Annotated in this window: 15 protein-coding genes; 9 read left to right on the top strand and 6 right to left on the bottom strand. The window is 72.5% G+C overall.

Annotated features, from left to right (window positions below):
* Positions 1-2 precede the first annotated feature (2 nt).
* The 3 genes from HQQ78_RS09410 (at position 3) to HQQ78_RS09400 (ending at position 2,366) form a co-directional block, all read left to right on the top strand.
* Positions 3-644 carry a hypothetical protein gene (locus HQQ78_RS09410; RefSeq protein ID WP_173152741.1) on the top strand — a complete coding sequence of 214 codons (642 nt, stop codon included), beginning with the start codon at positions 3-5 and terminating at the stop codon, positions 642-644.
* Positions 645-762: 118 nt separating this feature from the next.
* Positions 763-1,590, top strand: coding sequence for a YcnI family protein (locus HQQ78_RS09405; protein ID WP_173152738.1), 828 nt, complete (start codon positions 763-765; stop codon positions 1,588-1,590).
* Positions 1,587-2,366 (top strand): copper resistance CopC family protein, encoded by a 780-nt coding sequence (locus HQQ78_RS09400; RefSeq protein ID WP_236557028.1) that lies wholly within the window; start codon positions 1,587-1,589, stop codon positions 2,364-2,366. Before HQQ78_RS09405 ends, HQQ78_RS09400 begins: the two co-directional genes overlap by 4 nt.
* A gap of 77 nt (positions 2,367-2,443) precedes the next feature.
* Here HQQ78_RS09400 and HQQ78_RS09395 read toward each other — a convergent pair whose 3' ends face one another.
* Positions 2,444-3,964: an aminopeptidase P family protein gene (locus tag HQQ78_RS09395; protein WP_173152736.1), complete on the bottom strand. Its 1,521-nt coding sequence runs from the start codon at positions 3,962-3,964 to the stop codon at positions 2,444-2,446.
* Between the two features lie 46 nt (positions 3,965-4,010).
* The gene (locus HQQ78_RS09390; RefSeq protein WP_173152734.1) at positions 4,011-5,042 is read right to left on the bottom strand and encodes an endonuclease/exonuclease/phosphatase family protein; all 1,032 of its coding nucleotides are present in this window, start codon (positions 5,040-5,042) and stop codon (positions 4,011-4,013) included.
* A gap of 83 nt (positions 5,043-5,125) precedes the next feature.
* Between HQQ78_RS09390 and HQQ78_RS09385 the strand changes: the two genes are divergently transcribed.
* Entirely contained in the window at positions 5,126-5,980 is an 855-nt protein-coding gene (locus HQQ78_RS09385; RefSeq protein ID WP_173152732.1) for a PHP domain-containing protein, read from the top strand.
* Between the two features lie 110 nt (positions 5,981-6,090).
* On the opposite strand, the gene HQQ78_RS09380 is transcribed toward HQQ78_RS09385, so the two are convergent.
* The gene (locus HQQ78_RS09380; protein WP_173152730.1) at positions 6,091-7,542 is read right to left on the bottom strand and encodes a DEAD/DEAH box helicase; all 1,452 of its coding nucleotides are present in this window, start codon (positions 7,540-7,542) and stop codon (positions 6,091-6,093) included.
* An 84-nt stretch (positions 7,543-7,626) separates the two neighbouring features.
* On the opposite strand from HQQ78_RS09380, the gene HQQ78_RS09375 reads away from it, so the two are divergent.
* Positions 7,627-8,346 carry a ferritin-like fold-containing protein gene (locus tag HQQ78_RS09375; protein WP_082460613.1) on the top strand — a complete coding sequence of 240 codons (720 nt, stop codon included), beginning with the start codon at positions 7,627-7,629 and terminating at the stop codon, positions 8,344-8,346.
* 106 nt (positions 8,347-8,452) lie between these two features.
* On the opposite strand, the gene HQQ78_RS09370 is transcribed toward HQQ78_RS09375, so the two are convergent.
* Both HQQ78_RS09370 and HQQ78_RS09365 read right to left on the bottom strand, forming a co-directional pair.
* Positions 8,453-8,749 carry a hypothetical protein gene (locus HQQ78_RS09370; RefSeq protein WP_056048642.1) on the bottom strand — a complete coding sequence of 99 codons (297 nt, stop codon included), beginning with the start codon at positions 8,747-8,749 and terminating at the stop codon, positions 8,453-8,455.
* 2 nt (positions 8,750-8,751) lie between these two features.
* The gene (locus HQQ78_RS09365) at positions 8,752-8,976 is read right to left on the bottom strand and encodes a DUF3107 domain-containing protein (protein ID WP_043595511.1); all 225 of its coding nucleotides are present in this window, start codon (positions 8,974-8,976) and stop codon (positions 8,752-8,754) included.
* Positions 8,977-9,107: 131 nt separating this feature from the next.
* On the opposite strand from HQQ78_RS09365, the gene HQQ78_RS09360 reads away from it, so the two are divergent.
* Positions 9,108-12,305 carry a UrvD/REP family ATP-dependent DNA helicase gene (locus HQQ78_RS09360; protein WP_173152728.1) on the top strand — a complete coding sequence of 1,066 codons (3,198 nt, stop codon included), beginning with the start codon at positions 9,108-9,110 and terminating at the stop codon, positions 12,303-12,305.
* Positions 12,302-15,655: an ATP-dependent DNA helicase gene (locus HQQ78_RS09355; RefSeq protein WP_173152727.1), complete on the top strand. Its 3,354-nt coding sequence runs from the start codon at positions 12,302-12,304 to the stop codon at positions 15,653-15,655. Before HQQ78_RS09360 ends, HQQ78_RS09355 begins: the two co-directional genes overlap by 4 nt.
* Here HQQ78_RS09355 and HQQ78_RS09350 read toward each other — a convergent pair.
* Positions 15,646-16,647 carry a phosphotransferase gene (locus HQQ78_RS09350; RefSeq protein ID WP_173152725.1) on the bottom strand — a complete coding sequence of 334 codons (1,002 nt, stop codon included), beginning with the start codon at positions 16,645-16,647 and terminating at the stop codon, positions 15,646-15,648. The two genes, HQQ78_RS09355 and HQQ78_RS09350, sit on opposite strands and share 10 nt — an antisense overlap.
* A gap of 74 nt (positions 16,648-16,721) precedes the next feature.
* On the opposite strand from HQQ78_RS09350, the gene nudC reads away from it, so the two are divergent.
* Positions 16,722-17,654 (top strand): NAD(+) diphosphatase, encoded by a 933-nt coding sequence (gene nudC / locus HQQ78_RS09345; RefSeq protein ID WP_173152722.1) that lies wholly within the window; start codon positions 16,722-16,724, stop codon positions 17,652-17,654.
* Positions 17,651-19,363 (top strand): ATP-dependent helicase, encoded by a 1,713-nt coding sequence (locus tag HQQ78_RS09340; RefSeq protein ID WP_173152720.1) that lies wholly within the window; start codon positions 17,651-17,653, stop codon positions 19,361-19,363. Before nudC ends, HQQ78_RS09340 begins: the two co-directional genes overlap by 4 nt.
* Positions 19,364-19,387: the final 24 nt, after the last annotated feature.

The raw sequence follows: 19,387 nt of genomic DNA, 5'->3' as shown, positions 1-19,387 counted from the left end.
ACATGGCACCCCGCGACCCCTCCACGACGGCCACCCGGGCCGAGCGCTTCGCGCGTGGTTGGCTGACCGCCGGTGCCTCGACCCTGGTCGCTGCCTTCTCCCACGTGGCCGGCGGTGGCATGGAGCCCGGCCTGCTCGGCGTCGTCCTCGCCCTGGCCGTGGCCGTACCCGTCTCGATCGCCCTGGCGGGCGTGCACCTCTCGACCGTGAGGCTCGCCGTCGCGGTCGCGCTCAGCCAGGTCGCGTTCCACCTGCTGTTCTCCCTCGGAGCCTCGGACGGCGGGGGCGCCTCGGCGACAGGCGGGCACCACTCCGCATTCGTGATCTCGACGATCGCCGACGGGGCCGCGTCCGGTGGTGGCGTCGGCCAGGCCATGGTCATGGGGGGCCCCGCCATGTGGCTGGCCCACGCGCTCGCGGCCGTGGTCACGATCGTCGCCCTCCGGCGTGGCGAGGGCGCCGCGTGGGCCCTCGTCCGACTGGCCGTCCGCGGTCTGGCCGTCGCGCGCCTCCTGACCGCCGGGCATCGGCCCGAGGCGCCCGTCGTCCGGCGCCCGCCGACTCCGGTCGGCGTCCGTCCGCGCCCGCCCGGCCGACGACACCTCACGGCCCGACCCCGTCGCGGTCCACCCTGCCCTGCCTGACCCCGCACACCGCCGACCTCCGTCGCCGGTGACCCCGTCGGACGCGCCCGTCGCGCCGTCGGGCCCCATCGTCATGCACCGCAGACCGATCGCACTCGCGATCGAGAGGACCAGATCCATGAACCGCAGCACCAACCCCATTTCCGTCGCGTCCCACCGTCCCCGGTCGTCCGCCGTCGTCGCCCGTTCGGCAGCGGCCCTCGGCGCCGCCGCCCTGCTCGCGTTGGCCGCGCCCCTCGCGGCCTCGGCCCACGTCCACGTCGAGCCCGGTCAGGCCGAGGCCGGGTCGTACGAGACGTTGACCTTCAAGGTGCCGAACGAGTCGGCGACCGCGGGCACCGTCGGGCTCGTCGTCGACCTGCCCACCGACACCCCGTTCACCTCGGTGTCGTACGAGCCCCTCCCGGGGTGGACCACCGAGGTCACCACCAGCACGTTGCCCGAGCCGGTCGAGCTCGACGGCACGACGATCACCGAGGCGCCGACGCAGGTGACCTGGACGGCCGAGGGCGACACGCAGATCGCACCCGGACAGTTCCAGCAGTTCGTCATCTCGGCCGGTGCGGTGCCCGACACCGGGTCGATCGCGCTGCCGGCCCACCAGCGCTACTCGGACGGCACGGTGGTCGACTGGGCCGACGCGACTCCCGCCTCGGGAGAAGAGCCCGAGCACCCCGCACCGACCCTCTACGTCAACGACGCGCCGCCGGCCGACGAGCACGCCGGCCACGCGACGGACGATGACGCGACGACCGCGGGTGTCGGCACCTCCGGCGACTCGGCGTCGGGCTCCGGCGACGGCGCGGTCGGACCGCTCTCGATCGGCCTGGGCATCGGCGGTCTCGCCCTGGGTGCGCTGGCGCTCGTCGTCTCGGTCGTCGCGCTGACCCGTCGGCCCCGGGCGACCGCGTCCCGCACCTCGACGAACGGCGGGGTGGACGCGTGACGGCCGCGCGCTCGCGGACACCGCGCCTCCTCGGCGTCCTCGTGACGGCCGGGCTGGGTACCGCGGTCGGTGCCCTCGCCCTCGTACCGGCGGGATCGGCCGCGGCGCACGACTACGTCGTGAGCAGCACGCCGGCCGCGGGCTCGACCGTCGACTCGTCCCCGGCGACCGTGTCGATCACGTTCAACGACGTGATCCTCGACCTCTCGGGCACCGGCAGCTCGAACGTGCTCGAGGTGACGGACGCCGCCGGTCTGCACTATGAGGACGGCTGCTCGACGACCTCGGGACCGACGCTGACGACCGGTGTCGCGCTCGGGTCGCCCGGCGCCTACACGATGACCTACCAGGCCGTCTCGGCCGACGGCCACACGGTCTCGGACGCCGTCCCGTTCACCTACGCCCCCGCCGCGGGCACCGCGGAGGGGGCAGGCTCGCCGACCCGTCCGAGCTGCGGCAGTGCAGGAGGCGCGGCTGGCGGTGCCGGCGCCCCCACCGGTGACGAGACCGGGGCGGCCTCGCCCTCGGCCTCGTCCGAGCCCGAGATGACGACCATGGCGACCCCGGGTGACGACACCGTGGCGACGCCGTCGGCTGCGCCCGAGTCGGGCTCGGTGAACGCCGGACTCGTCATCGGCATCGCGGTCGCGATCGTCGTGCTGGCCGCCGCCGGTGTGGTCGTGGCCATCGTCACCGGCCGGCGACGTGACGGGACACCGTCCGAGACCGACGACACGTCGGCCCCGGACGGCGACTCGTCGTCCGACGGTCGATGACCCTGCCTCGCTGATCGGGGTGTGAACGGGCGAAGGGCCCCGGGTGCGACGCACCCGGGGCCCTTCGGTGTCGGACCTCAGTCGCGGGAGATCCACGCCTCGACGTCGGCGACCGTGCGGGGGATGCCCACCGAGAGGTTCTCGGCCCCGTCGGCGGTCACGAGGATGTCGTCCTCGATGCGCACGCCGATGCCGCGGAACTCCTCGGGCACGGTGAGGTCGTCGGGCTGGAAGTACAGGCCGGGTTCGATGGTGAACACCATGCCGGGCTCGAGCACGCCGTCGAGGTAGAGGTCGCGGCGGGCGGCGGCGCAGTCGTGCACGTCGATGCCGAGGTGGTGGCTCGTGCCGTGCACCATGTACCGACGGTGGTACTGGTGGTCGGGCTGCAGCGACTCCTCGGCGGACACCGGCAGGAAGCCCCATTCGGCGGTGCGTTCGGCGATGACCTTCATGGCCGTCGCGTGGATCTCGCGGAACGCGATGCCCGGACGCACGATCGCGAACGCCGCGTCGGCCGCCTCGAGCACGGCTTCGTACACGAGACGTTGCACGTCGGTGAACCGGCCCGAGACGGGCAGCGTGCGGGTGATGTCGGCCGTGTAGAGGCTGTCGAGTTCGATGCCCGCATCGATGAGGATGAGGTCGCCGTCGCGGACGACGCCGTCGTTGCGGGTCCAGTGCAGGACGCAGCCGTGGTCGCCCGACGCGGCGATCGTGTCGTAGCCGACCGTGTTGCCGTCGGCGCGGGCCCGACGGTTGAAGGTGCCCTCGACGAGCCGCTCGCCGCGCGGGTGCGCGACGATGTCGTCGAAGTCGGCGATCACGTCGGTGAACCCCTTGCCCGTCACCGTCACGGCCTGACGCATCTGCGCGACCTCGTACGCGTCCTTGACGAGACGCAGCTCGCTCAGGTCACGGGCCAGGTCGGCGGAGGTCGCCCGCTCGCGGTGGCGGTCGTCGTCGGGGGTCACGACGGCCGTCGTCCCCGCCGAGACGGGGGACTGCTCGGCGGCGGCCTCGACGACGGCGTCGAGACGGCGGGTCAGGTCGGGGTCGGCTTCGCGGACGACGAGGGTGCCGGCGTCGATGGTGCCGACCACGGCCTCGAAGTCGGCCAGGTCACGCGTGGCGAGACCCAGGTCGGCGGCGACCTGCGTCAACGACGGGCGCGGGCCGATCCAGAACTCGCCGATCTCGGGGTTGGCGTAGAACTCGTCCGAGTCACGCCCGGCGCTCGCCCTCAGGTACAGGGTGGCGTCGTGGCCCTCGGCCGTGGGCTCGAGCACGAGCACCGAACCGGGCACGGTGTCGGAACCCCAGCCCGTCAGGTGCGAGAACGCCGAGTGCGCACGGAAGGGGTAGTCGCAGTCGTTGGACCGGACCTTGGCGGAGCCGGCCGGCACGACCAGGCGGGTGCCCGGGTGCAGCGCGGACAGCCGCGCGCGACGGTCGGCGGCGAACGGCGCCTGCTCACGCGGCTCGGAGAGGACGTCGGGGCGGTCGGCCCACTGCGACGAGATGTAGTCCTTGAACGTGTCCGACCCGGGGGTGGTGGAGCGGTTGGTGGTCGCGCGCGGCGCCTTCTGATCTGCCATGCCCACCATTGTCCCGCCAAACGGGCCGGACGCCCAGTCGGTGGGCTCAGGCTCCCGTGCGACTGAGCTGGGCGACGACCGCCCGGTGGTCGCTGCCGGCGTCGTCGAGCTCGGTCACGACCCGGAAGCCGGTCGGCAGCCACTGCTCGGTGGCCATGACGTGGTCGATCGGCGCACCGAGGAGGGGAGGGACGTCGGTCGGCCAGGTCCCGACGCCGGCGTTCGCGGTCGCCTCGGCGGCATCGCGGCAGGCGCCGAGCGCTCCACCGTCGGTGCCGAGCCCGGCCATGTGGTCGAGGGTGGCGTTGAAGTCACCCGCCATGATCACGTTCCCCGACCGGCAGACGTCGGCGAGGTACCCCAGGCCGGCACGCCACTGCCCCATGTGCTCGGGCGTCGGCGACACGGGATGGGCGGCGACGATCGTGGGGCCCTCGCCCGACACGGGTGTCGCGACGACCGTCGGGAGGACGGGCGTCGTCCGTGCGTCGGTGGTGCCGTCGTCACCGATCGCGACCTGGTAGTCGCCCAGCGCGGCACTGATCAGGAGCGTCGTCGAGCGGCCGCTCGCGATCTGGTCGTAGGCCACCGTGTGCACCCACATGGGCTTGCCGGCGGCGGCCATGGCCTCGGCGACGGCGACGCCGACCTCCTGGCGGGTCTCGGGCAGGGCGATCACGTCGGCACCGACCTCGGTCGCGAGGGCGACGACGGCGTCGGCCCCGGTCGCCGCGCCGAGGGTGTTCCACGACAGCACGGTGACGTCGGTGGGCGTCTTCTCGACGAAGTCGGTGCGGCCCAGGCCGCGAGCCGTCACGACGCCCGCCGAGAGGACGCCGAACACGAGCAGCAGCACGGCCGCGCTCGCCGTGAGCGACCGGATCGGCCGCGCGACCAGGCCGAGCACGAGCAGCAGCACCACCAGGACGATCGCGACGGCCCCGGCGACGAGGCGGAACGACACCACCTGACCGACCGGGAAGACGCGCTGCAGCCCGACGGCCTGGGGCCAGAGGGCGGCCAGGAGCACGGCGGCGACGGCGAGGACGAAGACGAGGGCGACGAGACGACGGATCATGGCCCCTGGAGCCTAGGGGAACCCCCGACCGCACGTCGGGCGCCGCACGGACGGCTCGGATGCGCGCCGCCTACGATGGGGGGATGCCCACGCGCCTGGTCGACCTGCACACTCACTCGAGCGTGTCGGACGGCACCGAGGCGCCCGCCGCGCTGGTCGCGTCGGCCGTGCGCGCGGGGCTCGACACCGTCGCCCTGACCGACCACGACAGCACGGCCGGGTGGTCCGAGGCCACGGCCGCCGTCGCCGGCACCGGTCTCACCCTCCTCCCCGGCATGGAGCTCAGCACCCGGCTCGGACTGAACAGCGTCCACATGCTCGGCTACCTCTTCGACCCCGCCCACCCGGGCCTCGTCGCCGAGACGGCCCGCCTGCGCGACAGCCGTCTGCACCGGGCCGAGCGCATCGTCGAACGCATCGCCGCCGACTACGACCTCACCTGGGGAGACGTCCTCGCCCAGGCCAGCTCGGGGGCGACCCTCGGGCGGCCGCACATCGCCGACGCCCTCGTCGCCAAGGGCTACGCGCCCGACCGCAGCGCCGCCTTCGCGGGCATCCTGCACTGGCGGTCCGGGTACTACGAGCCGCACGAGGCACCCAGCCCCCTGATCGGCGTCCGCCTGATCCGGGAGGCCGGTGGCGTCCCCGTCATCGCCCACCCGGCGACGCGGGGTCGCGAGTCGAACGTCTCCAGCGAGGGCTTCGAGGCCCTCGTCGACGCCGGCCTGCTCGGCGTCGAGATCGACCACCGCGAGAACACCTCGGCCGGCAAGGCGCGACTGCTCGAGCTCGCCCGACGGTACGACCTCATCGTGACCGGGTCGAGCGACTACCACGGCGACGGCAAGCCCAACCGGTTGGGCGAGAACACCACGGCTCCCGGACAACTCGACCGGATCGTCGACGCGGCGACCGGGTGGGTGCCCGTCCGGGGCTGAACCGGCCCGCGCCTCCTCGTCCGCACGGCGACGTGCCGGGCGATGACGTGCTGGACGCACGAGACCCCCTCGCCGCGGACGGTCGAGGGGGTCTCGTGCTGGATCGGTCGTCAGCCCTGCGGCTGTGACGACGAGTCGCCGGCGGGACGACGGCGACGGTTGCGGCTGCGCTTGCGCGGGGCCTCACCCGTGCCCTCGCCGGCCGGAGCCGGCGCGTCGGGCGCCTGTGCGGCACCGCGGCCCGTGGTCGAGGGCTCACCGGAGGTCCGCACGGGAGCGTCGCCGCGACCGCGACCGCGACCCCTGTCACGATCGCCCTGGGGGCCGCCGGTGCGCTCGCGCGAGCCGACCGAACCCGCCTTGACCGCCGACAAGGAGCTCGCGCGCAGGCGTCCCTTCGTCCCGGCGGGGATGTCGAGGTCGGCGAAGAGGTGCGGGCTCGACGAGTAGGTCTCGACCGGCTCGGGCTGGCCCATGTCGAGGGCCCTGTTGATCAGAGCCCACTTGTGCAGGTCGTCCCAGTCGACGAACGTCACGGCGATGCCGGTCTTGCCGGCGCGGCCGGTACGGCCGGCGCGGTGCAGGTAGGTGTCGTGGTCGTCGGGCACGGTGTGGTTGATCACGTGCGTGACGTCGTTCACGTCGATGCCTCGGGCCGCGACGTCGGTCGCGATCAGGATGTCCTTCTTGCCCGCCTTGAACGCGGCCATCGCGCGCTCGCGCTGCTCCTGGTTGAGGTCACCGTGGACGGCCGCCGCGTTGAAGCCGCGGTCGTTCAGCTCTTCGACGAGCTTGGCGGCCGCGCGCTTGGTCCGGGTGAAGACGACGGTCTTGCCACGACCCTCGGCCTGGAGGATGCGCGCGATCACCTCGTCCTTGTCGAGCGAGTGGGCCCGGTAGACGACGTGCTTGATGTTCGCCTGCGTGAGGCCCTCGTCGGGGTCGGTCGCGCGGATGTGGATCGGCTTCGACATGAACCGGCGTGCCAAGGCCACGATCGGGCCGGGCATGGTCGCCGAGAACAGCATGGTGTGACGGGTGGCCGGCACCTGCTGGAAGATCTTCTCGATGTCGCTGAGGAAGCCCAGGTCGAGCATCTTGTCGGCTTCGTCCAGCACGACCTCTTGCACCTCTTTGAGGTTCAGGAGGCGCTGGCCGGCCAGGTCGAGGAGGCGCCCGGGGGTGCCCACGACGATCTGCGCGCCGGCCTTGAGTTGCTCGACCTGGCCCTCGTAGGCCTTGCCGCCGTAGATGCTGACGATCTTGGTCGCCCGGTTCGAGGTGGCGAGCTCGAGGTCGTCGGCCACCTGGACGCAGAGTTCGCGGGTCGGGACGACGACGAGGACCTTGACGCCGGGGGCCGGGTCGAGGCCGATGCGCTGGATGATCGGGAGGCCGAAACCGAAGGTCTTGCCGGTGCCCGTCTTGGCCTGGCCGATGATGTCCTGCCCGGCGAGGGCGAGGGGGATGGTCTGCGTCTGGATGGGGAAAGGTTCGAGGATCCCCTTCGACGCCAGAGCGTCGACCATGTCGGGGTCGATCGCGAGGTCAGTGAATGTCAAAGTGTTGCCCTGTCTCATATAGGGGGATGCGTCGAGTTTAGCCCGTCGCGACGGGCGGCCCCTCGGACCCCGTAAGATGTGGGCGTGGTGTCCTGGCCCGGTCGAGGTGCGAAACGCGGCGTCCCGTCCCTGCAGTGGCCGCGGCCCGCGGCGAAGCCGACCCCCGCGGCCCGGGTCGAGCTCGACCAGTTCACCCCCGACTTGTTGGTCTTCCTGGGGCACGCGGCCTACCTCGAACTCGCGCTCTTCGAGACGCTGGGCCGCTCGTCGGCCTTCGCCCCCGACGTCCGCGCGAAAGAAACCACCGGCCGCATCGCCGAGACGACCTTGGCCCGACACCGCGGCCTGGTGGCCGAGATCGAACGGTCGGGCCACGACGCCACCGAGTCGATGGAGCCCCACATCGCCGCCATCGACGAGTTCCGGGCCCGGACCGGAGGCACGGACTGGTACGAGGCGATCGTCGCGGACTACGTCGCGGCCGGCCTGCTCAACGACGTCTTCGTGCGGTTGGCGGCCGGACTGCCGGCGGACCACCACAAGCGGATCGTGGCGGTGCTCGAAGCCCACGACGACGCACCGCTCGTGGTGCGAGAACTGTCCGCGGCCATCGAGGCCGACCCGCGGCTCGCGTCACGGCTGGCCCTCTGGGGGCGCAGGTTGGTGGGAGACACCCTGTTGGTCGCTCGCGCCGCGGTGTCCGCGTCGCACGTGTCCGCCGACGACGAGCGTCTCGAACCCGTCTTCACGGAACTCATCGCCGCCCACACGCGCCGCATGGACGCGCTCGGACTCACCGCCTGAGCGCTGACCGCTGGTAGCCCTCCGGCTGGCGGGAGCGTCTCGGGCGAACTGGCGTGGCCGCCCTGGGCGACCGGCCATGCATGGAGGGCCTGGCGGAGGCGCGGCGTCAGGAGGCGGAGCGCACCAGGCGGGCGAAGTGCTCGCTGTCGTGAGCCCGGCGGCGGGCCGCCGCGACACGGCAGACCACGAACGCGACGACGGCGGGGAGGACGAGTGCTGCCACCCAGATCCATCCGCCGTCGGCGGGCCATCCGGCCCAGGTCAGGACCTCCCACACGATCGCTGCCACGACGGCGCCGGACGCGGGCGCGAGCAGGACGCCGCGGGTGTCGCCGTCGGGCAGCGCGTAGTGGAGGACGAACCCGAGGATGGCGCCACCCAGGACGACGAAGAGGAGTTCCACGACTAGCTGACGAACCCGACCTTGCGGCTCTCTTCGCTGCCGACCTCGACGTAGGCGAGCGATGCGGTGGGGACCAGGTAGGTCTTGCCCTTGGAGTCGGCGAGGGTGACGTACGACTTGCCGCCGTCGAGCGCGTCGCCGACGACCTTCTCGACCTCGTCGGCGGTCTGGGCCGTCTCGAAGCTGATCTCACGGGGGCTGTTGGTGATGCCGATGCGAATGTCCACGAGGTCACGATATCCGACCTCGCCGTCCCGGCTCTGCACGTTCTCTGTCGGCGCACACGGGGTGGCCCGTCGGGCCGTCGACGGTCCACGCGACCGACCTCGATGTCGGTGCCAGCCGGTAGCGTCGGGACATGGCCTCGACCGTCTCACCGCCCCTCTCGAGTCCGGCCCGAGCCTCGGTGCCGCCGGTGCTCGACGACTCGCAGCGGGCCGTGCTCGACCTGGCCGACGGGCGGTCGGCCGCGGTCCTGGGTGCCCCGGGCTCGGGCAAGACCCGCACGCTCGTCGAGTTCGTGGTCGACCGCGTCGAAAGGCGCGGTTGGGGTCCGGCCGCCGTCATGGTGCTCGCACCGACGCGCTCGACGGCGACGACGCTCCGTGACGTCATCGCGTCGAGGCTCACCGTGCCGACCCCGGGGCCCCTGGCCCGCACCGTCTCGTCCCTGGCATTCGACGTGGTCGGCCATGCGGCGCGGCTCGTCGGCCTGCCCACGCCGACCCTGCTGACGGGCGGCGACCAGGACAGCATCGTCCGTTCCCTCCTCGAGGGGCACGAGGTCGACGGCACGGGCCCGTCCTGGCCCGAGGGGCTCGGCCCGACCGTTCGTCGACTCCGCGGCTTCCGCACCGAACTGCGCGAAGTCCTCATGCGGTCGACCGAGCACCGCATCGGGTCCGAGGGGCTCCGACGAGCCGCCGAGAGGGCCGACCGGCCCGAATGGGCGGCGGTGGCCGACTTCCGCGACGAGTACCTGAGCGTCCTCGACGCCGCACGGGGGCGGCACCTCGACTCGGCGGACCTGGTCGACTACGCCGTCGCCGCCCTCGACCGCGGCGAGACCTCCCCGGTCGTCGAGGGGCTGAGGGTCGTCCTCGTCGACGACGCGCAAGAAGCGACCGAGTCGACCCTGGCGCTGCTCCGCGCCCTGACGCGGCGGGGTGTCGCCGTGGTCGCGTTCGGCGACCCCGACCTGTCCACCAGCGCGTTCCGCGGGGGCACGCCCGACGTGCTCGGTCGTCTCGGCCCTCGGCTCGGCCTGTCCGACGTCGAGACCCTGTACCTCTCCACGGCCCACCGGCACCAGCCTCCGTTGCGCGATCTCGTGCAGCGGGTCACCTCGCGCATCGGGACGGCCGGCGCCGGTCGCCAGCACGCCGCGGTGGCGGCTCCGGCGATCGAGCCCTCCGAGGCCGGGGGAGCGGCGGACCCGGTGGCGGTCCCGATCGTGACCGTCCGGGCCGACAGCCCGAGCCACGAAGTGGCGTCGGTGGCCCGCCTGCTGCGCGAGCACCACCTGGTCCGCAGGGTGCCGTGGTCGCGCATGATGGTCGTCGTCCGCAGCGGTGGGCAGGTGGCCGGAGTCGCCCGGGGGCTGCAGCTCGCCGAGGTCCCGACCCGCACCTCCGTCGCCGGACGCGCCGTGCGCGACGAACACGCGGCCCGCCACCTGTTGCTCGCCGCCGCCGTCGCCGTCGGTCGCGACGAGCTCACCGTCGAGCTCGCGACCGAGCTGCTGCTGGGGCCGCTCGCCGGCTTCGACGCGTTGTCGCTCCGACGCCTGAGGCTCGCCCTGCGAGCCGACGAGCTCGGCACGGGCGGCGTCCGCTCGGCCGACGACCTGCTCGTCGAGGCGCTCGAGGGGGCCGGTCGCTTCGTCACCATCGACTCGAGGTTCGCGGCCCGAGCCGGGCGTTTCTCCACCAGTCTCGACGCGGCCCGTCGTGCAGCCGCGACCGGCGCCAGCATCGAAGAGGTGCTCTGGGGCCTCTGGGAGCGCAGCGGACTCGCGGCCGAGTGGTCGGCCCAGAGCGACGGTCGCGGCATCGTGGCCGCCGAGGCGGACCGTCACCTCGACGGTGTCGTCGCCCTGTTCACGGCCGCCAAGCGCTTCGTCGAACGCACCCCCGAGGCACCCGCCGGTGCCTTCCTCGACTCGCTTCTCGGGGCCGAGGTGCCCGAGGACACCCTCTCGCCGCAGGCGACGGCCGAGACCGTGTTGGTGTGCTCGCCGTCGAACGCCGTGGGCATCGAGGTCGACGTGGTCGTCGCCGCTCGGCTGCAGGACGGCGTGTGGCCGAACCTCCGGGTCCGGGGCGGGCTGCTCGCCCCCGACGAGCTGGTCGACCTCGCCGAGCGCGGCCTGCTCCGCGGCGGTCCGATGGACGACCACGACCACGACGACGAGCCGGCAGCCCCCTCCGACGCGCGGGCCACGGTGCTCTCCGACGAGCTGCGCATGTTCGCCCTCACCGTGTCGCGGGCCACCCGACAGGTCGTGCTCTCCTGCACCTCGAACGACGACGAGGGGCCCTCGCCGTTCTTCCGGCTGCTGCCCGACGGCTGCCCCGAGGCACCCGCCGGGCACCCCCTGTCGCTTCGAGGACTCGTGGGGCACCTCCGTCACGTGCTCGTCTCGGCGCCTCACGGACCACGGGCCGACGACGCGGTCGAGGCGTTGGCCCGACTCGCCGGCGAAGGCGTGGCGGGGGCGTCGCCGGACGACTGGTACGGGTTGCCCGACCCCAGCACCGTCGAGCCGCTCATCGACCTGGAGGCTCCCGAGGCCCACGTGCCGGTCTCGCCGTCGCAACTCGGGTCGTTCGAGGAGTGCCCCCTGCACTGGTTCGTCGACCGGTTCGGCGGGTCCCCTCCCAACGCGGCGATGGGTCTCGGCACGGTGCTGCACGACGTGATGGAGCACGCCGAGGGCACCGACGTCGACTCGCTCTGGCAGTCGGTCGAGGGGCGCTGGCCCGAGCTCGAGTTCGAGTCGGCCTGGATCGCTGAGGCCGAGAAACGCCGGGCGCGCGACATGACCGAGAGCCTCTCCTCCTACCTGCGGGACTTCGAGGCGTCGGGCGGGAGCCTGCTCGGCGCCGAGTCCACCTTCAGCCTCGACATCGGGCCGGCACGTCTGCGCGGGTCCATCGACAGGGTGGAGCGCACCCGCGAGGGCGCCGCCGTGATCGTCGACCTCAAGACGGGCCGGTCGGCCCCGACGTCGCCCCAGGCCGTCGCCGAACACCCCCAGCTGGGCAGCTATCAGGTCGCCCTCGCCGACGGTGCCGTCGAGGCCGTGCCCGAGGGCACACCTCCCGGCGGGGCGAAGCTCGTGATCGTGTCGTCGGGCGTCCGGGGCAAGCTCTACCGGGAGCCCGCCCAGGGGGCGTTCGACGACGACCGACTCGCGGCCTTCCGTGCCCGGGTCGTCGACGCGGCCGAGCACATGGCGGGGCGGGTGTTCGTGGCCCGTCTCGACGACCACTGCGAAGGGCGGCACGGCGGATCGTGCCGCATCCACGTGGTGGGCGAGGTGAGCGGCTCGTGACGGCCGGAGGCCGCGCCGCCGACGGGGGTGGCGCCGCGGGCACGCGTGACGGGGTCGACGGACGCCGCGTCGACGGCACGACGCGCGCCTCCTCGTCCCGGCTCGGAGCAGCCGAGATCTCCGAGGCGCTCGGGCTTCCCACGCCGACCCCCGAGCAGCAAGCCGTCATCGAGGCCCCTCTCGAACCCGCCCTGGTCGTCGCGGGCGCCGGCAGCGGCAAGACCGAGACCATGGCCAACCGCGTGGTGTGGCTGCTGGCCAACCGTCTCGTCGGCGTCTCGCAGGTGCTCGGCCTGACGTTCACCCGCAAGGCCGCCGGCGAACTCGGTGAGCGGATCGAGCGGCGCATCGGCCAGCTCGCCGCCGTCGGACTGCTCGGCGACGAGGCCGATCCCTTCGACGTGCCCACCGTCTCGACCTACAACGCGTTCGCCAACGCGATCTTCCGCGACAACGCCCTGCGGGTCGGTCGAGAGAGCGAGTCGCAGGTGCTCGGCGATGCGTCCGCCTGGCAGCTGGCACGCTCACTCGTCGTGGGCAGCCACGACGAGCGCCTCGCCGGGCTCGGTCGAAGCGTCGACGGCATCACCGAGGCCGTCCTCCGCCTGAGCCACGCCCTCAGCGAGAACGTCACCGGGCCCGAGCCCGTGGCACACCTGGCCGACCGGTTCCTCGACCTCGCGAGTCTTCCGTCGACCAAGGGCAGCGCCTACAAGTCGGTCGTCGACGCCGTCGGCGCGGTGTCGGCGCTCCCGCCGCTGCTCGACCTCGCCGTGGCCTTCGCCGACGAGAAGGCCCGTCGAGGCCTCGTCGAGTACTCCGACCAGGTGGCCCTGGCCCTCGAGGTGTGCGACACGGCGCCGAACGTCGTGGCCGAGTTGCGCGACCGCTACCGCGTCGTGTTGCTCGACGAGTACCAGGACACCAGCGTCGTGCAGACCACCTTGTTGTCCCGCCTCTTCGAGGGCACCGGGGTAATGGCGGTCGGGGACCCCCACCAGTCCATCTACGGGTTCCGGGGTGCCAGCGCCGCGAACCTCGGACGGTTCCCGGTGGATTTCGGAGCCCGGCCCGATGCGGTGTTCAGCCTCTCGACCAGCTGGCGCAACGCGTCACGAGTGCTCGACGCCGCGAACACCGTCGTGGCCGAACTCGCGCGGTCCTCCGGGGCGGTCGTGGGCGAGCTGCGAGCCCGGCCGGGTGCGCCCGAGGGGCGCGTCGAACTGCTCTTCGACCAGACGCTGCCGGGCGAGGCCGACCAGGTCGCGGCCTGGCTGCAGAGCGAGCTGGCCGTGCCCACCATCGTCGACGGCGAGCCCGCCCGCCGAACGGCGGCGTTGCTCTTCCGCTCGAAGAAGACCATGCCCGTCTTCGTCGAGGCCCTCGCCGCTCGAGGCGTCAGGTACCACGTGCTCGGCGTCGGCGGTCTCCTGCAGCGGCCCGAGGTCGTCGACCTCGTGTCCTGCCTCCGGGTGCTGCACGACCCGTCGGCCGGTTCCGAGGCCATCCGTCTGATGGCCGGTGCCCGATGGCGGATCGGCGTTCGAGACATCGCCCGGCTGCGCGACGTCGCCTCGTGGCTCTTCTCGCACGACCACGCCCAACAGCGCCTCGACGACGAGGTCGCCGCCGGGTTCCGGGCGTCGGTCGCCGCGGGTGAGCACGGGTCGATCGTCGACGCCCTCGACTTCGTGGCCACGGCGCCCGTCACGCATCGGCAGCTCTCCGAGTTCAGTGACGAGGGGCTCGTCCGCCTGAGGCGGCTGGGCTCGCAGCTCGCCTTCCTCCGCGCCCGCACCGGTCTCGATCTCGTCGACCTGGTCACGCTGGTCGAGCACGAGATGCTGCTCGACGTCGAGGTGGCGGCGGCTACCGGCGCGCCGTCGGGGGGCGCGTGGCTGCAAGCCTTCGAAGACGAACTGGCGGGGTACGTCGCGACCGACGAGAACGCCGGCCTCGGGGGCTTCCTGTCGTGGCTGGCAGCAGCCGAGCGGCGGGACGACATGGGTCCGCGGTCCGAGCAGGCCGAGCGGGGCACCGTCCAGCTCCTGACCATCCACGGCTCCAAGGGGCTCGAGTGGGACGTCGTCGCGGTGCCACGACTCGTCGAGGGCGAGTTGCCCGGCACCTCCCGCGAAGGCGTGGGGTGGCTCGGTTTCGGCGAACTGCCGTACGAGTTCCGCGGCGATGCCGCCGAGCTGCCCGTGCTCGGCTGGCGGGGCGTGGCCGACCAGAAGGAGTTCGACCAAGCGCTGAAGGCGTTCAAGGACGAGTTGATCGTCCGGCACCAGGCCGAGGAGCGGCGTCTGGCCTACGTCGCACTCACCCGGGCCCGTGACGCCCTGCTCGTGAGCGGCTCCTTCTGGACGAGTGCCGTCCGCCCCCGCCCTGCCAGCCGGTTCGTCGTCGAATTGGCCGAGCGCGGGCTCGTGCCGACCGGTGACCTCCCCGAACGACCCGACGACGACGAGAACCCCCTGGCCGCCGCGTCCCGAGAGCTCAGCTGGCCGCTCGACCCCTTGGGGCAACGCCGCGCGGTGGTCGAGGAGGCCGCTGCACGGGTCACCACGGCCGTCGACCGGCTCTCACGAGACGAGCCCGCCGGCACGCAGCAGCCAGGCCCCGCGTCGAGATGGTCGTCCGACATCGACCTGCTGCTGCTCGAGCGCGACGCCGCGCGAGCGGGCGCCGGGGCGGTCCCCCTTCCCCAGCGCATCCCGGCCTCGAGGTTCAAGGACTACGTCGACGACCCCGCCGCGGTCGCCGCCGCGCTTCGTCGTCCCCTGCCCGAACGGCCCTATCGGGCGACCCGCCTCGGCACGCTGTTCCACGAATGGGTCGAAGAGCGCTTCCGGCCGACGGGTCGTGCCGAGACCCTCGACGCCTGGGGTGACGAGAGCGACCTCGACGACGAGCGGGTCGGCTCACCCGGGTCGGGGCCGATCGATCCCGACGACGCGAGGCGGTTCGAGCAGTTGGTGACGACCTTCGAGCGCTCGGCCTGGGCATCTCTCGAACCGACGGACGTCGAGCTCGAGATCCACCTCCCCCTCGGCAGTCGCACCGTCATCTGCAAGATCGATGCCGTCTTCGAACGCGACGGCCGGTTCGAGGTCGTCGACTGGAAGACGGGCAAGGCACCCACCGACGACGCCGACCTCGCGCTCAAGCAGCTCCAGCTGGCGCTCTACCGCGAGGCCTACGCCCGGTTCAGGGGTGTCCCGGCGGACACGATCGACGCGGTCTTCTACTTCGTCGCCGACGACGTGGTGCTTCGGCCCCGGCACGTGGCCGACCGCGACGAGCTCGTCGAACTCTGGCAGCGGGTCGAGGCGTCGACTCAGACGTGACGGCGCTCGGTGGCCTCGAGCAGGTCCTCGACCCCGTCGACGTCCAAGGCCGCGGTCGAGCCCGAGCCGATGCCGGCCCTTCGGTCACCGGGCAAGGAGTCGACCAGCTTCGTCATCATCTCGACGGCGTCGTCGACCACCGACGTGTTCTTGGTGCCGGTGCCGTGCAGCAGCCACTTCGCCAGGTCGAGTTCGCGGTAGAGGGTCGCCCGGTGCCGCAGCTGGTGGTCGCTCGTGCCGCGTGCGGTGTTGTAGGCGTCGAACGCCGTGTCGACCGCCGCCGGGCTCGGGGCACCCAGCAACCAGGCGAGGTCACGGGCGGGGTCACCGACCTGGAGGTCGTGCCAGCCGAGCACGCCGCTGACCGTGTCGCCGAGGACGAGCACCGAACCGGCGTCGAGGGAGCCGTTGACGACCGTGGGCTGGAACTGCCACAGCACCGAGTCCTGGATCGCGGCTTCCCAGCGCTCGAGCAGCGCGGCCGGCAGGAGGCGGGTCGAGGCCGCACGATCGACCAAGGCCGCCGACGAGCGCATGGCCTCGAACGGCGTGTGACTGATCAGGCCGGCGTCGGTCACGAAGCTCGTCGGCAGCGAGTGGATCGCCGCCACGGCACGGCCGAGTGCCGTCGGGAGGTCGCTGGTGGCGGTCAGTCGCGAGATCGACAGGTGCTCGCCGGGGACGACGTCGTAGACGATGCCGCGTGTGCGGCCGATCGGGGCCTGACCCCGGTAGGCCGGCACGTCGAACGAGAGCCGCCCTCGGACCCCTGCGCTCAGGGCACGGAGGGCGACGAGGTCGGCCGACTGCTCGGCCTCGGCCCGTTGCGAGCGAGGGACGCGGACGATGCAGTGCTCTCCGCCACGGCCGTCGACGAGTGCGGAGTCGAAGTCGCCACCCGTCTCGCTGCCGTGGCGTGACGCACGCGTGACGTCCAGGTCCGCGACGGCGGCCGTGGCCAGCGCGGCTAGAGTGAGATGAGATCTGGCCATGCCCTCAGGGTAGGCCGCCGCACGCGATGCCCTGCCGTGCGCCACGCTGTCAACTCGCGATGATTGGTCGTCCGATGTCTTCGCCTCTCACGTCCCGGCTCCCGCTGTCCCGACACCAGGTCGACCGGGACTACCTCACCCGTGAGCGTGACGGAGTCGTCGACGAACTGCTCGCGTCGGAGGTGACCCGTGTGCTCCCGGTCTGGCGGGGGCGGACGTTGATGGCCTCCCCGGATTCCCTCGCGCTCCTGCCGGCTGCCGCGGTGCCGGCCGCCGACGACTACGTCTACCTCGGGGTCTCGAAGGACCCCTCCGCCGTCGAGCCGGTGGGCACACCCCTCCTCGCTGCGCTGCTCGACGACGAGCGCGCGCGGTCGCTCTCGTCCGACGACTCCGCCTGGGGCAGTCCTCGCGTCTCGGGAACGGCGTTGAGTGACCGGGACGCGGGCCTCGCCGTCGAGGCCGTCGCCGTGGCGAACTGGCACGACTCGCACCGGTTCTCGCCGCGCACCGGCCGCCGCCTGGTCACCGACAAGGCGGGCTGGGTCCGTCGCGACCCGGACGACGGCCACGAGGTCTTCCCCCGGACCGACCCTGCGATCATCGTCGGCGTCACCGACGCGGACGACCGACTCCTGCTCGGCTCGAACGCCCTGTGGGAGCAGAACCGGTACTCGTTGCTCGCCGGCTTCGTCGAGCCCGGCGAGTCCCTCGAGCACGCGGTGCAGCGCGAGATCTTCGAGGAGTCCGGCATCAACGTCGTGTCGCCTCGATACGTGGGCTCGCAACCGTGGCCGTTCCCGGCGAGCCTCATGCTCGGCTTCCGGGCCGAGGTCGACGCCGACGACCCGGGGACGCTCACGCCTGACGGGGCCGAGATCCTCGACCTGCGCTGGTTCAGTCGTGACGACCTGGTCGCCGGCCTGGGCGAGATCGTCCTGCCCGGACGGACGTCCATCGCCCGGGCGATCATCGAGGACTGGTTCGGCGGCGAGATCGACCAGTGACCGAGGCCGCCGACCTGATCGCGGGGCTCGACGAACAGCAGCGCCGTGCGGCGTCGAAACTGCTCGGCCCCGTGTGCCTCCTCGCGGGTGCCGGTACGGGCAAGACCCGTGCCATCACCCATCGCATCGCCTACGGGGTCGCCACCGGCGTGTACGCCCCCAACCGCGTCATGGCGCTCACCTTCACCTCACGCGCGGCCGCCGAACTGCGCGGCCGTCTGCGTCACCTGGGCGCCGGGGGAGTCTCTGCACGGACCTTCCACGCCTCGGCCCTGTCCCAGCTGTCGTACTTCTGGCCGCAGACCATGGGTGGTCAGATGCCGCGGCTCCTCGACAGCAAGGCCAAGGCGCTCGCCCACGCCGCCGAGTCCCTGAGGCTCAAGATCGACACGGCGGCGTTGCGCGACCTCGCGGCCGAGATCGAGTGGCGGAAGGTCTCTCGGCTCACCCTCGAGGACTACGCCGAGGCGTTGTCGAGCAGGTCGTTGCCGCCGGCCATCAGCGTCGAGAAAGCCGTCGACCTGCACCGTGCCTACGAGGCCGTCAAGGACGAACGGCGACAGCTCGACTTCGAGGACGTCCTGCTCGCGACGGTCGGCATGCTCGAGCTCGAGCCGCGGGTGGCCCAGCAGGTGCACGAGCAGTACCGCTTCTTCGTCGTCGACGAGTACCAGGACGTCTCGCCCCTCCAGCAGGACCTGCTCGACCTGTGGCTCGGCGGCCGGAACGACCTCTGCGTGGTCGGCGACGCCAGCCAGACCATCTACTCGTTCGCGGGTGCGTCCTCGGACTACCTGCTCGGGTTCGGTTCACGGTACGACGACGCCACGGTCGTCCGTCTCGAGCAGAACTACCGCTCGTCGCGGCAGATCGTTGACACGGCGAACCAACTCATGCGGGGCCGTCCGGGTGCCCTGCACCTCCACCCGGCCGTCGAGACGACGGGCCCGGTGCCACCCGTGACCGAGTACGCCAGCGATTCGGCCGAGGCCAGGGGCATCGCCGAGACCATCGCCGACGAGATCCGGTCGGGAGTCGCCCCGGAGGAGATCGCGGTGCTGTACCGGGTCAACGTCCAGGCCGCGGCGATCGAGCGCGCACTCGCCGACGTCGGCGTGTCGACCCGCATCCACGGCGCGACGCGCTTCTTCGAGCTCCGCGAGGTGAAGGAGGCCCTGATGATGATGAAGGGTGCGGCGGTGAGCATCGTGGGCGAGCCGCTCTTCAAGACCGTCAGCGACGTCCTCCGGTCGCTCGGCTGGACCCAGGACGCACCCGACCAGAGAGGCGCGATCCGCGACCGCTGGGAGTCCTTGAACACGATCATGGGCCTGGCCGAGGCATCACCCGTCGGGACGACCCTCCGCCAGTTCGTCGACGAGCTCTTCGCCCGCCAGGCCGGTCAGCACGAGCCGACCATGGCCGCGGTCACCCTGGCGACGTTGCACTCCGCGAAGGGACTCGAATGGCGCAGCGTCTACTTGATCGGCCTCAGCGAGGGCCTCGTCCCGATCAGCTACGCGAAGGACGACGCGGCGATCGACGAGGAGCGCCGCCTCTTGTACGTCGGCGTCACGAGGGCGCGTGAGCGGCTCCGGTTGTCGTGGAGTCGCTCGGGGCAGGGGCGCGGCGGCGAACGGCGGGTGAGCCGGTTCGTGGAAGAGCTGCGCACCCGCACTCCGGGTGCGGCGGCACGTCCGCGCGAGTGACCCGCCCCTCGGCGATCGAGATCG

It is taken from the genome of Frigoribacterium sp. VKM Ac-2859 (assembly GCF_013204925.1).
In the GTDB taxonomy this organism is placed as follows: domain Bacteria; phylum Actinomycetota; class Actinomycetes; order Actinomycetales; family Microbacteriaceae; genus Frigoribacterium.
This window is presented reverse-complemented; position numbering and strand designations above follow the sequence as displayed.

Excerpts from the sequence above, each read along its gene's own strand:
- HQQ78_RS09410 (WP_173152741.1), top strand. The coding sequence starts at position 3 with ATGGCACCCCGCGACCCCTCCACGACGGCCACCCGGGCCGAGCGCTTC.
- HQQ78_RS09405 (WP_173152738.1), top strand. The coding sequence starts at position 763 with ATGAACCGCAGCACCAACCCCATTTCCGTCGCGTCCCACCGTCCCCGG.
- HQQ78_RS09395 (WP_173152736.1), bottom strand. The coding sequence starts at position 3,964 with ATGGCAGATCAGAAGGCGCCGCGCGCGACCACCAACCGCTCCACCACC.
- HQQ78_RS09390 (WP_173152734.1), bottom strand. The coding sequence starts at position 5,042 with ATGATCCGTCGTCTCGTCGCCCTCGTCTTCGTCCTCGCCGTCGCCGCC.
- HQQ78_RS09385 (WP_173152732.1), top strand. The coding sequence starts at position 5,126 with ATGCCCACGCGCCTGGTCGACCTGCACACTCACTCGAGCGTGTCGGAC.
- HQQ78_RS09360 (WP_173152728.1), top strand. The coding sequence starts at position 9,108 with ATGGCCTCGACCGTCTCACCGCCCCTCTCGAGTCCGGCCCGAGCCTCG.
- HQQ78_RS09350 (WP_173152725.1), bottom strand. The coding sequence starts at position 16,647 with ATGGCCAGATCTCATCTCACTCTAGCCGCGCTGGCCACGGCCGCCGTC.
- nudC (WP_173152722.1), top strand. The coding sequence starts at position 16,722 with ATGTCTTCGCCTCTCACGTCCCGGCTCCCGCTGTCCCGACACCAGGTC.